Origin of the sequence: Paraburkholderia sp. SECH4, assembly GCF_030511745.1 — a bacterium.
In the GTDB taxonomy this organism is placed as follows: domain Bacteria; phylum Pseudomonadota; class Gammaproteobacteria; order Burkholderiales; family Burkholderiaceae; genus Paraburkholderia; species Paraburkholderia madseniana.
Genome location: NZ_JALOCP010000013.1, coordinates 176,919 through 189,955 on the forward strand (window position 1 = coordinate 176,919; position 13,037 = coordinate 189,955).

A 13,037-nucleotide genomic window follows, 5' to 3' on the forward strand; every position below is an offset into this window, starting at 1 on the left:
CGGGCGATGAACAGGGCGAACGATTGAGCGGTAACAGGTTAAGGAAGATTGACCATCATGGTTGAACTTGAAATAGACGGCAAGAAAGTAGAGGTGCCTGAAGGCAGCATGGTGATCCAGGCTGCGCATAAGGTCGACACGTACATTCCTCACTTCTGCTATCACAAGAAGCTGTCGATTGCGGCCAACTGCCGGATGTGTCTGGTCGATGTCGAAAAGATGCCGAAGGCCGTGCCCGCATGCGCCACGCCGGTATCGGCAGGCATGATCGTGCGCACCAAGTCGGACAAGGCCGTGAAGGGCCAGCAAGCCGTGATGGAATTCCTGCTGATCAACCACCCGCTGGATTGCCCGATCTGCGATCAGGGTGGCGAGTGTCAGTTGCAGGATCTGGCGGTGGGCTACGGCAAGTCGTCGTCGCGCTATAGCGAAGAAAAGCGCGTCGTGTTCCACAAGAACGTCGGCCCGCTGATCTCGATGGAAGAAATGTCGCGTTGCATTCACTGCACGCGTTGCGTCCGCTTCGGCCAGGAAGTTGCCGGCGTGATGGAGCTCGGCATGCTGGGCCGCGGCGAGCATTCGGAAATCACGTCGTTCGTCGGCAAGACGGTCGACTCCGAACTGTCCGGCAACATGATCGATCTGTGCCCGGTGGGCGCGCTGACCAGCAAGCCGTTCCGCTACAGCGCCCGCACGTGGGAACTGTCGCGCCGCAAGTCGGTGAGCCCGCACGATTCCGTCGGCGCAAACCTTGTGGTGCAGGTGAAGAACAATCGCGTGATGCGTGTTCTGCCGTTCGAAAACGAATCCATCAACGAATGCTGGATTTCGGACAAGGATCGTTTCTCGTACGAAGGTCTGAACAGCCCGGAACGTCTCACGCAGCCGATGCTCAAGCAAGGCGGCAAGTGGGTCGAGACCGACTGGCAATCCGCGCTTGAATACGTGGTCAAGGGTCTGAAGGGCATCAAGGGCGACCACGGTGCGAACGCGCTGGCCGCGCTCGGCAGCGCCCACAGCACCGTTGAAGAACTGTTCCTGTTGAAGCAACTGGCTCAGGCGGTCGGCACGCCTAACGTCGACTTCCGTCTGCGTCAGTCGGATTTCTCCGCGCCTGCCGACGGTGCGCCTTGGCTCGGTACGGCGATCGCCGACCTCTCGAACCTCGACGCCGCATTGGTGATCGGTTCAGATCTGCGCCGCGATCATCCGCTGTTTGCCGCGCGTCTGCGTCAAGCTGCCAAGAGCGGCACGAAGCTGACGTTGGTGCAAGCCACCAACGACGACGCGCTGATTCCGCAGGCGCAACGCGTGGTTGCCGCGCCGTCGGCATGGCTCGACGCACTGGCTGGTATCGCGGCCGCGGTGTCGGAAGCGAGCGGTGTTGCACTGCCGGAAGCCTTCGCCGGCACGCAGCCGACGGATGCCAACAAACAAACCGCGAAGTCGCTCGTCACCGGCGAACAGCGTGTGGTGTTGCTCGGCAACGGCGCGGTCCGTCATCCGGATTTCGCTGCGATTCACGCCGCGGCGCAATGGATCGCAGACGCGACCGGCGCAACCCTGGGTTTCCTCACGGAAGCCGCCAACACGGTCGGCGCGCATCTCGTGAACGCATTGCCGGGCGAGGGCGGTTTGAACGCTCGCGAAGTGTTCGAGCAACCGCGCAAGGGTTATGTGTTGCTGAACGTCGAACCGGAATTCGACACGGCCAATCCGGCGCAGGCTTTGGCCGCACTGAAGCAGGCTGAAATGGTCGTCGTGATGTCGCCGTTCCAGATGGGCGCTGAATACGCTGACGTCCTGCTGCCGATCGCACCGTTCACGGAAACGGCCGGCACGTTCGTCAACGCCGAAGGTACCGTGCAGACGTTCAACGGCGTCGTGCGCCCGCTTGGCGACACGCGTCCGGCATGGAAGGTCTTGCGCGTCCTCGGCAGCCTGCTCGGCGTGCCGGGCTTCGAATTCGACACCTCGGAAGAAGTGCGCACGGCAGCGCTTGGCGATGGCGAGATCAAGTCGCGTCTGTCGAACAAAACGGGTGCCACGGTTGCACGCGGCAAGGCAGCGAAGGCGGCGGAAGGCAAGTTCGAGCGTATCGCCGACGTGCCGATTTACCACGCGGACTCGCTGGTACGCCGCGCCGAATCGTTGCATCTGACGGCAGCGGCGCGTGCAGCGAATTCGGCCGGTCTGCCGGCTGCGCTGTTCGACAAACTGGGTTTGAAGGAAGGCGACGCAGTGCGCGTGCGCCAGGGCGAGCAATCGGTGCAGTTGCCGGCCGTGCGCGACGCGAATCTTGCGGAGACGGTCGTCCGCGTATCGGCGGCTACGCCGGCCGGTGCAGCGCTGGGCAGCCTGTTCGGTGAACTGCTGGTGGAGAAGGCGTAAATGAGCTTGTTCGATACGATCAACTCGGGCGGCACCCAGCTTCTCGGTGTGGCATGGCCCACGGTGTGGGCACTGGTGCGCATCCTGGTTGTGGCCGTCGTGATCCTGCTGTGCGTGGCTTACCTGATTCTGTGGGAGCGTAAGCTGATCGGCTGGATGCACGTGCGTCTCGGCCCGAACCGCGTGGGCCCGGCAGGTTTGCTGCAGCCGATCGCCGACGTGCTGAAGCTGTTGCTGAAAGAAGTGATTCAGCCGGCTCAGGCGAGCCGCTGGATCTACATGATCGCGCCGATCATGGTGGTAGTGCCGGCCTTCGCGGTCTGGGCGGTGATTCCGTTCCAGGCGGGCGCGGTGCTCGGCGACATCAACGCGGGTCTCCTGTATGCGATCGCGATTTCGTCAGTCGGTGTGTACGGCGTGATCCTGGCCGGCTGGGCGTCGAACTCGAAGTACGCGTTCCTCGGCGCCATGCGCGCGGCCGCTCAAATGGTCTCGTACGAAATTTCGATGGGCTTCGCCCTTGTCGTCGTGCTGATGACCTCGGGCAGTCTGAATCTGTCGGACATCGTGACGTCGCAGGAGCGCGGCATTTTCGCCGGCTACGGCTTGAACTTCCTGTCGTGGAACTGGCTGCCGCTCCTGCCGATGTTCGTCGTGTACTTCATCTCGGGCATCGCCGAAACGAACCGTCACCCGTTCGACGTGGTGGAAGGTGAGTCGGAAATCGTCGCGGGCCACATGATCGACTACTCGGGGATGGCGTTTGCGCTGTTCTTCCTCGCCGAGTACATCAACATGATCGTGATCTCGGCATTGGCTGCAACACTGTTCCTCGGCGGCTGGAGCGCACCGTTCGGCTTCCTGTCGTTTGTCCCGGGCATCGTATGGCTCGTCGCCAAGGTTTTCTTCCTGCTGTCGGTATTCATCTGGGCGCGTGCCACGTTCCCGCGCTATCGCTATGACCAGATCATGCGTCTGGGCTGGAAGATTTTCATTCCGGTTTGCGTGGTGTGGCTCATCGTGGTCGGCTTCTGGATCATGTCGCCGTTGAATATCTGGAAATAAAGGGCGGATGAACCCATGACCGCAATCCAAAACTTTTTCAAAACCTTCTTCCTGACGGAACTGCTCAAAGGCCTCGCGCTGACCGGACGTTACACGTTCCAGCGCAAGGTGACGGTGCAGTTCCCGGAAGAGAAGACGCCGATTTCGCCGCGTTTTCGCGGCCTGCACGCGCTGCGCCGCTATGAAAACGGCGAAGAACGCTGCATCGCCTGCAAGCTGTGCGAAGCGGTGTGCCCGGCACTCGCTATCACGATCGAATCGGAAACCCGTGCGGATAACACGCGCCGCACGACGCGTTACGACATCGACCTGACCAAGTGCATCTTCTGCGGCTTCTGCGAAGAGAGCTGCCCGGTCGATTCGATCGTCGAGACGCACATTCTCGAATATCACGGCGAAAAGCGCGGCGATCTGTATTTCACGAAAGACATGCTGCTGGCCGTGGGCGATCGCTACGAAGCGGAGATCGCTGCGAGCAAGGCAGCCGACGCACCGTATCGTTGAAGCACTTCAGTTGAAGCGGTAAATGCGGCAGTAAATGCAGCAGTAACACGGCCTGTTGTCGGGCCGAGCGCCGCGGTCTGACCGCCGCGGCACGGCGCACCTGTGCGGCTGTTCTGGCGGTCTCGACCGCTTTTACCCGCCACACGTGCCAAAGAACAATGCCTGACGATGGCCTAACGATGAACCGGTAATCATGGAATTCACGACCGTACTGTTCTACATCTTCGCGCTGCTCCTGGTGGTTTCAGGGCTGAAGGTGATCACCTCGCGCAACCCGGTTTCGTCCGCACTGTTTCTGGTGCTGGCGTTCTTCAACGCAGCCGCGATCTGGATGCTGCTGGAGGCCGAGTTCCTCGCGATCCTGCTGGTGCTGGTGTATGTCGGCGCGGTGATGGTGCTGTTCCTGTTCGTCGTGATGATGCTGGACATCAACATCGACGTGCTGCGAAAAGACTTCAAACGCTTCGTGCCAATGGCTACGCTGGTGGGCGCGATCATCGTGATCGAGACCGCGCTGATCCTGTGGCACGGCTACGGTGCGACCGCCACGGCGCTGCGCGACACCACGGCTGCCGCGAACGGTATGGCCGGCTGGTCGAACACCCGCATCATCGGCAAGGTCATCTACACCGACTACATCTTCGCGTTCGAAGTCGCCGGCCTCGTGCTGCTGGTGGCGATCATCGCGGCGATCGCGCTGACCACGAGTCACAAGAAAGACAGCAAGCGCCAGAACATCAGCGAGCAGGTTAAGGTGCGTGCCCAGGACCGTGTGCGTATCGTGAAGATGGCATCTGAAAAGACCGCGGCAACTGTCGCGGCGGAAGAAGCCGCCGCAGCGGCAGCCGCAGCGGCCGACTCGGCACCTGCTAAAAACAGCTGAGCGGACAGGAGATAGAAATCATGTTGACCCTTGCTCATTACCTTGTCCTCGGCGCGATCCTGTTTGCGATCAGCGTCGTTGGCATTTTCCTGAACCGCCGCAACGTCATCATCATCCTGATGGCGATCGAACTGATGCTGCTGGCGGTGAACACCAATTTCGTCGCGTTCTCGCATTACCTCGGCGACGTGCATGGTCAGATCTTCGTCTTTTTCGTGCTGACGGTTGCAGCAGCGGAAGCGGCGATCGGACTCGCAATTCTGGTGACCCTGTTCCGTAGCCTCGACACGATCAATGTCGAGGACCTCGATCAGCTCAAAGGTTAATTTCAGGTAAAGCGGTTATGTCAACGACACTCAATGAAAACCTGCTGCTGGCGATCCCGCTGGCACCGCTGGCCGGCTCCCTGATTGCGGGGCTGTTTGGGAAAGCGGTGGGGCGAGCCGGCGCGCATTCGGTCACGATCCTCGGCGTCGCGATCTCCTTCATCCTTTCGGCCATCGTCTTCTTCCAGGTGATGGACGGCGCGAGTTTCAACGCGACGGTCTATGACTGGATGCAGATCGGCCAGACGAAGTTCGAGATCGGCTTCCTGGTCGACTCGCTGACGGCGATGATGATGTGCGTGGTGACCTTCGTGTCGCTCATGGTGCACATCTACACGATCGGCTACATGGCCGACGACGACGGCTACCAGCGCTTCTTCTCGTACATCGCGCTGTTCACGTTCTCGATGCTGATGCTCGTGATGAGCAACAACTTCCTGCAGTTGTTCTTCGGCTGGGAAGCGGTGGGTCTGGTGTCGTACCTGCTGATCGGCTTCTACTTCACCCGTGAGAGCGCGATCTACGCGAACATGAAGGCGTTCATCGTGAACCGCATCGGCGACTTCGGGTTCCTGCTCGGGATCGGCCTGCTGTTCGCTTTCGCCGGTTCGATGAACTACGGCGACGTCTTCGCGAAGCGCACCGAACTCGCGGCATTGAGCTTCCCGGGCACGGACTGGGGTCTGCTGACGGTTGCCTGCATTTGCCTTTTCATCGGCGCGATGGGTAAGTCGGCGCAGTTCCCGCTGCACGTCTGGCTGCCGGATTCGATGGAAGGCCCGACGCCGATCTCCGCACTGATTCACGCGGCAACCATGGTGACGGCCGGTATCTTCATGGTCGCACGCATGTCGCCCCTGTTCGAACTGTCGGATACGGCGCTGTCGTTCGTGATGGTGATCGGTGCGATCACGGCGCTGTTCATGGGCTTCCTCGGAATCGTCCAGAACGACATCAAGCGCGTGGTGGCTTACTCGACGCTGTCGCAGCTCGGTTACATGACGGTCGCACTCGGCGCATCGGCTTACTCGGTCGCCATCTTCCACCTGATGACGCACGCGTTCTTCAAGGCGTTGCTGTTCCTCGGCGCGGGTTCCGTGATCATCGGCATGCACCACGATCAGGACATCCGCAACATGGGCGGCCTGCGCAAGTACATGCCGATCACGTGGATTACGTCGCTGGTCGGTTCGCTCGCGCTGATCGGCACACCTTTCTTCTCAGGCTTCTACTCGAAAGACTCGATCATCGACGCAGTGAAGCTGTCGCATCTGCCGGGTTCGGGTTTCGCCTACTTCGCGGTGGTGGCGAGCGTGTTCGTTACTGCGCTGTACTCGTTCCGGATGTACTTCCTGGTGTTCCACGGCAAGGAGCGCTTCCGCGATCCGAAGCATCCGGAATCGCCGATGGGCATCGAAGCTGCAGCCCATGCACATGACGGTCACGGCCATGACGCACACGGCCACGGTCATGGTCACGACGACCACGCGCACGAGCCGCATGAAACGCCGTGGGTGGTGTGGCTGCCGCTGGTTCTGCTGGCGATTCCGTCGGTGGTGATCGGCGCGATCGGTGTCGCTCCGATGCTGTTCGGCGACTTCTTCCAGCACGGCGTGGCGTTCGACAAGGTGATCTTCATCGGCGAAAACCATCCGGCACTGCATGAGATGGCCGAAGAATTCCAGGGCTGGGCGTCGATGGGTCTGCACTCGGTCTCAGGTCTGCCGGTGTGGCTGGCACTCGCGGGTGTCGTGGTCGCGTGGTTCCTGTATCTGGTTCGTCCTGATCTGCCGGCGGTCGTCAAGCGCGCGTTCGGCCCGATCTATACGCTGCTCGACAACAAGTACTACATGGACAAGATCAACGAAGTCGTGTTCGCGCGGGGCGCCGTGGCGATTGGCCGTGGTCTCTGGAAGGAAGGCGACGTCGTGGTTATCGACGGGATCGTCAACGGCAGCGCACGCTTTATCGGCTGGTTTGCCGGCGTGATCCGCTTCCTCCAATCCGGCTACATCTACCACTACGCGTTTGCCATGATTATCGGCATGTTGGGGCTCCTGACCCTGTTTGTAACGCTCGGCGGCAAATAAGGCGAGGGACACTAATGCACGCTTATCCGATTCTCAGTATTGCGATCTGGTTACCGATCCTCGTAGGTCTACTGGTCCTGGCTATTGGTTCCGACCGGAACCCGGCTCCGGCGCGCTGGATTGCGCTGATCGGCTCGGTCGTCAGCTTCATCGTGACGATCCCGCTGATTACGGGTTTTGATTCGAGTACCGCCGATCTGCAGTTCGTCGAAAAGGCGAACTGGATCGAGCGCTTCAATATTACGTACCACCTGGGTGTCGACGGCATCTCGATGTGGTTCGTCGTATTGACCGCATTGATTACGGTGATCGTCGTGATCTCCGCATGGGAAGTCATCACGAAGAACGTGGCGCAGTACCTCGCTGCATTCCTGATCCTGTCCGGCATCATGGTCGGCGTGTTCAGCGCAGCGGACGGCATGCTGTTCTACGTGTTCTTTGAAGCGACGCTGATTCCGATGTACATCATCATCGGCGTGTGGGGCGGGGCGAACCGCGTGTATGCGGCGTTCAAGTTCTTCCTGTACACGCTGATGGGCTCACTGCTGATGCTGGTCGCGTTGCTTTACCTGTACATCCAGACCGGCACGTTCGATCTGGCTACGTGGCAGAACACGCAGATCGGCATGACGCCGCAGATACTGCTATTCATAGCGTTCTTCCTGGCGTTCGCCGTGAAGGTGCCGATGTGGCCGGTTCACACGTGGTTGCCTGACGCCCACGTGGAAGCGCCGACCGGCGGCTCGGTCGTGCTGGCCGCGATCATGCTGAAGCTGGGCGCCTACGGTTTCGTGCGCTTCTCGCTGCCGATCGCACCGGACGCAAGCCACTTCCTTGCTCCGGTCGTCATTGCACTGTCGCTGATCGCGGTGATCTACATCGGTCTGGTCGCGATGGTGCAGACCGACATGAAGAAGCTGGTCGCGTACTCGTCGATCGCGCACATGGGTTTCGTGACGCTTGGTTTCTTCATCTTCAATCAGCTCGGCGTGGAAGGCGCGATCGTACAGATGATCTCGCACGGCTTCGTGTCGGGCGCGATGTTCCTGAGCATCGGCGTGTTGTACGACCGTATGCACTCGCGTCAGATCGCCGATTACGGCGGCGTCGTCAACGTGATGCCGAAGTTCGCGGCGTTCGTGATGCTGTTTTCGATGGCGAATTGCGGCTTGCCGGGTACTTCCGGTTTCGTCGGCGAGTTCATGGTGATTCTGGCTGCTGTCCAGTACAACTTCTGGATCGCGGGCGGTGCGGCTGTCACGCTGATTCTCGGCGCGGCCTACACGCTGTGGATGTACAAGCGCGTGTACTTCGGCGCGGTCGCCAACGATCACGTGAAGGGCCTCCTCGACATCAACCGTCGCGAATTTTTCATGCTGGCAGTGCTCGCTGCACTGACGCTGTTCATGGGCCTGTATCCGAAGCCCTTTACCGATGTGATGCACGTATCCGTGGAAAACCTCCTCTCCCACGTCGCGCAGTCCAAACTGCCGTTGCCACAGTAATGCAGAGCGGAGGAATTTAAAGATCATGCAAAACGCCCCTATGACTGCCCTGTTGCCCGACGCACTGGTGATGCTCGCCGTTGTGGTCGCGTGGCTCAACGACACGTTCGTCGGCCAGGCCGGTCGCCGCACCACGTATTTCCTCGCGTTCTTCTCGACGCTGATTGCCGGCATCTGGTTCGCGGTGAACGCGTTCGACCCGCAGGTTCATTACTTCTTCGGTCACATGTATGTGGTGGATTCTTTCGCCAGCGTGATGAAGGCGGTGGTGACGCTCGGCTACGCAGTGTCGATTGTTTATTCGCGCCGGTACCTCGAGGATCGCGGGCTGTTCCGCGGCGAGTTTTTCCTGTTGGGCATGTTCTCGTTGCTCGGTCAGCTCGTGATGATCTCCGGCAACAACTTCCTGACGCTGTACCTCGGTCTGGAGCTGATGTCGCTGTCGCTGTACGGTGCGATCGCACTGCGTCGTGACGCGGCACCGTCGAACGAAGCCGCAATGAAGTACTACGTGCTCGGTGCGCTGGCTTCCGGCTTCCTGCTGTACGGCATTTCCATGCTGTACGGTGCAACCGGCTCGCTCGACCTGAACGAAGTGTTCAAGGCGATCGGCACGAGCCACTACGATCCGAGCGTGCTGCTGTTCGGCGTGATCTTTATCGTGGCAGGCGTGGCGTTCAAGATGGGCGCGGTGCCGTTCCATATGTGGGTGCCTGACGTGTATCAGGGCGCTCCGACGGCCATGACGCTGATGGTCGGTGGCGGTCCGAAGGTGGCGGCATTCGCGTGGGGCCTGCGCTTCCTCGTGATGGGTCTGCTGCCGCTTGCGGTCGAATGGCAGGAAATGCTGGTGATCCTGGCGGCGCTGTCGCTGATTGTCGGCAACATCACCGGTATCGTGCAACGCAACGTCAAGCGGATGCTCGCGTATTCGGCGATCTCGAACATGGGCTTCGTGCTGCTGGGCCTGCTGGCCGGCGTGGTCGACCACAAGACCACGGGCGCCGCCAACGCGTACGGCTCGGCGATGTACTACAGCATCGTCTACCTGATCACGACGATGGGCACCTTCGGCATCATCATGCTGCTGGCACGCCGCGATTTCGAAGCGGATACGCTCGAAGACTTCAAGGGCCTGAATCAACGCAGCCCGGTGTTTGCGTTCGTCATGATGGTGATGATGTTCTCGCTCGCCGGCATCCCGCCCGCGGTCGGCTTCTACGCCAAGCTCGCGGTGCTGCAGGCAACCATGAATGCCGGGTTGACCTGGCTGACCGTGTTGGCCGTGATCACCTCGCTGTTCGGTGCCTTCTACTACCTGCGTATCGTCAAGCTGATGTACTTCGACGAACCGCAAGACAAGTCGCCGATCCTCGCCGACACGAGCACGCGTGCATTGCTGGCGGTTAATGGTGTTGCCGTGCTGGTGCTCGGTATCGTGCCGGATCCGCTGTTGAAGGCCTGCCTGCAGGCTATCCAGCACACGCTGCTGCTCTGATGTCGGCTGCGGGTTGGTTTATCGTGTTGTTGGCGCTGGTCGGCGCCAACCTGCCGTTCCTGAATCAGCGTCTCTTCGCCGCCGTGCCCTTGAAAGTGGCGAAGAAGAGCGCCTGGATCCGGATTGCCGAGTTGATCGTGCTGTACTTCATCGTCGGTGCGCTCGGTTTCCTGCTGGAAGCGCGCGCGGGTAACCGCTTCGAGCAGGGGTGGCAGTTCTACGCGATCACGTTCGCGTTGTTCGTCGTATTCGCATTCCCCGGCTTTACCTTCCAGTATCTCGTCAAACGTCGCTGACGGCCTCTCGCCGTCGCGCACCACGCTGTCCTGAGGTCGCATATGGCTGAACTTCCCGATCACGACGCCGCGCTCACCGAGACCTGTCTCGAGAGCAAAACGATCCATCAAGGGCCATTCCTGACGCTCAAGTGCGATACGGTCCGCTTGCCCGACGGTAAGCAGGCCACTCGCGAGTATGTTCAGCATCCGGGCGCCGTGATGGTGATTCCGCTATTCGACGACGGTCGCGTGTTGCTGGAAAACCAGTACCGCTATCCGATGGGTAAGGTTATGGTCGAGTATCCGGCGGGCAAGCTCGATCCGAACGAAGGCGCGCTGGCCTGCGCGAAACGCGAACTGCAGGAAGAGACTGGCTATACGGCGCGCGAGTATGTCTATCTGACGCGCATTCATCCGATCATTTCCTACTCGACTGAATTCATCGATATTTACCTGGCGCGTGGGTTGACTGCCGGCGAGCGCAAACTCGACGACGGCGAATTCCTCGAACTGTTCACGGCCAGCGTCACCGATATGTTGGAATGGGTACGCACGGGCAAGGTGACGGACGTGAAAACCATCATTGGCACGTTCTGGCTGGAGAAGGTTTTGGCGGGTACCTGGCCAATGGCCGAGCCGCAATAGCGTGCACGGTTCAGAACGCTGAACGGGCGCGATTCACACGCTGGTTAGACAATCCGCAAAAAGAGCCCCTGTTGGTCTACGACCGGCAGGGGCTTTGTCATTGTGAGCACGATATCGACTCGATGCGTTGCCCACGTGTCTGAAAAACGGGCTCCAGTCCTATGCCATCTGACAGTCTCGCCCTGTGGTCGTTGCCGCTCTAGTATCGACGTCTGGCAACGGAGTCTGTTATCGCAGTTATTTTGGATAACGAAGAGTGTGGGATGTATTCGGTTATGGCCACGCGCGCATGGTTGTCACTTGACAACCATGCGCGCGTGGACTAAATTGGAGGGTATAGATGGTTCGTGGAGTCCATTCAAAGAAAGAGGTCGAGGCGGCGCTGGCTTACGCGGAAAGAAACGGCTGGCGTGTGCAAGGCGGCGGTAAAGGTCACGCATGGGGAAAGATTTACTGTCCCTACAACGACGCGGAATGCCGTTGCGGCGAGTTCTGCATCTCGAGTGTGTGGAGTACGCCAAAGAATCCCGGCAATCACGCAAAGCACCTCAGGCGCATTGTCGATAATTGCACGACACGTCGGCAGTAAAAGTGTTCGAAAGGCAAAAGCCCGAAGCTGAATGAAGGCAGGAGTAGCTTATGGAATATGTGTTCACCTTGAAGTACCGGCTCGCGGCTGAAGATTGCGATCTCGACGAGATCGTCGAGCGGTTGGGCGAAGCCGGATGTGACGACGCTACGATCGGCGTGGGGCAACCGGGGCGCATGGCGCTGGTTTTTGCTCGCGAAGGCGCGTCGGCGTTCGAAGCGCTCATCAGTGCACTCAAAGATATCAAGCAGGCAGTGCCGTCTGCGCGCCTTGTCGAGGCGGGGCCGGACTTCGTCGGCCTGACGGATGTCGCTGAGGTCGCGGGCGTGTCAAGGCAAAACATGCGTAAGCTGATGCTGAGCCACGCAATCGACTTTCCGTCGCCGGTTCACGAGGGCAGTGCGTCGGTGTGGCATCTGTCGGACATCCTTGGCTGGCTGACCGCGCGTGGCGGGTATGACATCAAGGCGGACGTATTCGATGTCGCGAAATCGGCCAAACAGATCAACCTTGCCAAAGAGGCGCGCGAACTCGAACCGCAGCTTAACCGCCGCCTCGAATTTCTGGTGGCTTAAAAGGGGCGCAGCGAGTAGCTGCGCGAACCCATGAGTTCGATACGACCAGCGTGCCTTTTTGTTGACGGGTTCGGCGTGCCGTTCACCGATTGAGCCACCTTCGGCAGCCCACTGCGCAAAGCGTTAAAATCGCGCACCGCGTTCGATTTGTCAGCGACGCCTGGCGTCAACGCGCCGTCCGTAAAAATTTACGAACGACCGTTCACAAATTTCCATTTTGCGCTAAACTGGCACGCAAGCCCTGATTCCACATGAAGGTCCTCGATTTACAGTGTCCGCATGGCCATCGGTTCGAAGGCTGGTTTGCTTCGGCTGATGACTTCGAGTCGCAGCAGTCCCGCAAGCTCGTCGAATGTCCGATCTGCGGTGCGAACGAAGTGAGCCGTCTGCCGTCGGCGCCCCGACTGAATCTGTCGGGAGCGACCGAAGCGAAAGTCCCTGCGGATAGTGGAGAAATGCAGGCACGCGTCATGCGTGCCTTGCGCGAGGTACTGGAAAAGACAGAGAACGTGGGCGACCGCTTCGCCGAGGAAGCACGGCGCATTCATTACAACGAAGCGCCAGCACGCAATATTCGCGGTGTCACGACACCGGAAGACGCGAAAGCCTTGGTCGAAGAAGGCATCGAAGTGATGCCGCTGCCGATCCCGGCTGCCTTGAAGGAACCGCTGCAATAGCGCAGTGGCTC

Annotated in this window: 13 protein-coding genes; all 13 read left to right on the forward strand. The window is 60.0% G+C overall.

Features of this window, described 5'->3' with window-relative positions; genetic code table 11:
- Positions 1-57: 57 nt before the first annotated feature.
- The 13 genes from nuoG to M0D67_RS19640 all read left to right on the forward strand — a co-directional run bounded on the left by nuoG (position 58) and on the right by M0D67_RS19640 (position 13,026).
- Positions 58-2,391 (forward strand): NADH-quinone oxidoreductase subunit NuoG, encoded by a 2,334-nt coding sequence (nuoG, locus tag M0D67_RS19580; RefSeq protein WP_154567200.1) that lies wholly within the window; start codon positions 58-60, stop codon positions 2,389-2,391.
- On the forward strand, positions 2,392-3,456 hold the full coding sequence (nuoH, locus tag M0D67_RS19585; protein WP_154567199.1) for an NADH-quinone oxidoreductase subunit NuoH: 1,065 nt from the start codon (positions 2,392-2,394) through the stop codon (positions 3,454-3,456).
- Between the two features lie 15 nt (positions 3,457-3,471).
- Positions 3,472-3,960 carry an NADH-quinone oxidoreductase subunit NuoI gene (gene nuoI, locus M0D67_RS19590; RefSeq protein WP_054034957.1) on the forward strand — a complete coding sequence of 163 codons (489 nt, stop codon included), beginning with the start codon at positions 3,472-3,474 and terminating at the stop codon, positions 3,958-3,960.
- Between the two features lie 193 nt (positions 3,961-4,153).
- Positions 4,154-4,843 (forward strand): NADH-quinone oxidoreductase subunit J, encoded by a 690-nt coding sequence (locus M0D67_RS19595; RefSeq protein ID WP_154567198.1) that lies wholly within the window; start codon positions 4,154-4,156, stop codon positions 4,841-4,843.
- Between the two features lie 20 nt (positions 4,844-4,863).
- Positions 4,864-5,169 carry an NADH-quinone oxidoreductase subunit NuoK gene (gene nuoK, locus M0D67_RS19600; protein ID WP_013339863.1) on the forward strand — a complete coding sequence of 102 codons (306 nt, stop codon included), beginning with the start codon at positions 4,864-4,866 and terminating at the stop codon, positions 5,167-5,169.
- A 17-nt stretch (positions 5,170-5,186) separates the two neighbouring features.
- The gene (gene nuoL, locus M0D67_RS19605; RefSeq protein WP_154567197.1) at positions 5,187-7,259 is read left to right on the forward strand and encodes an NADH-quinone oxidoreductase subunit L; all 2,073 of its coding nucleotides are present in this window, start codon (positions 5,187-5,189) and stop codon (positions 7,257-7,259) included.
- A gap of 14 nt (positions 7,260-7,273) precedes the next feature.
- Complete coding sequence (locus M0D67_RS19610; protein WP_154567196.1) at positions 7,274-8,764, forward strand: NADH-quinone oxidoreductase subunit M; 1,491 nt, start codon at positions 7,274-7,276, stop codon at positions 8,762-8,764.
- Between the two features lie 25 nt (positions 8,765-8,789).
- Entirely contained in the window at positions 8,790-10,262 is a 1,473-nt protein-coding gene (gene nuoN / locus M0D67_RS19615; RefSeq protein WP_154567195.1) for an NADH-quinone oxidoreductase subunit NuoN, read from the forward strand.
- Positions 10,262-10,558, forward strand: coding sequence for a DUF2818 family protein (locus M0D67_RS19620; protein WP_171925036.1), 297 nt, complete (start codon positions 10,262-10,264; stop codon positions 10,556-10,558). The genes nuoN and M0D67_RS19620 overlap by 1 nt, the downstream gene beginning before the upstream one ends.
- A 42-nt stretch (positions 10,559-10,600) precedes the next feature.
- Positions 10,601-11,185 carry an NUDIX domain-containing protein gene (locus M0D67_RS19625; RefSeq protein WP_154567193.1) on the forward strand — a complete coding sequence of 195 codons (585 nt, stop codon included), beginning with the start codon at positions 10,601-10,603 and terminating at the stop codon, positions 11,183-11,185.
- Positions 11,186-11,525: 340 nt separating this feature from the next.
- Positions 11,526-11,774 carry a hypothetical protein gene (locus tag M0D67_RS19630; RefSeq protein ID WP_097391886.1) on the forward strand — a complete coding sequence of 83 codons (249 nt, stop codon included), beginning with the start codon at positions 11,526-11,528 and terminating at the stop codon, positions 11,772-11,774.
- Positions 11,775-11,824: 50 nt separating this feature from the next.
- Positions 11,825-12,349 (forward strand): AlpA family transcriptional regulator, encoded by a 525-nt coding sequence (locus M0D67_RS19635; protein ID WP_154567192.1) that lies wholly within the window; start codon positions 11,825-11,827, stop codon positions 12,347-12,349.
- Between the two features lie 251 nt (positions 12,350-12,600).
- A complete protein-coding gene (locus M0D67_RS19640) occupies positions 12,601-13,026 on the forward strand; it encodes a DUF1178 family protein (protein WP_154567191.1) in 426 nt (141 codons plus the stop codon).
- Positions 13,027-13,037 lie beyond the last annotated feature (11 nt).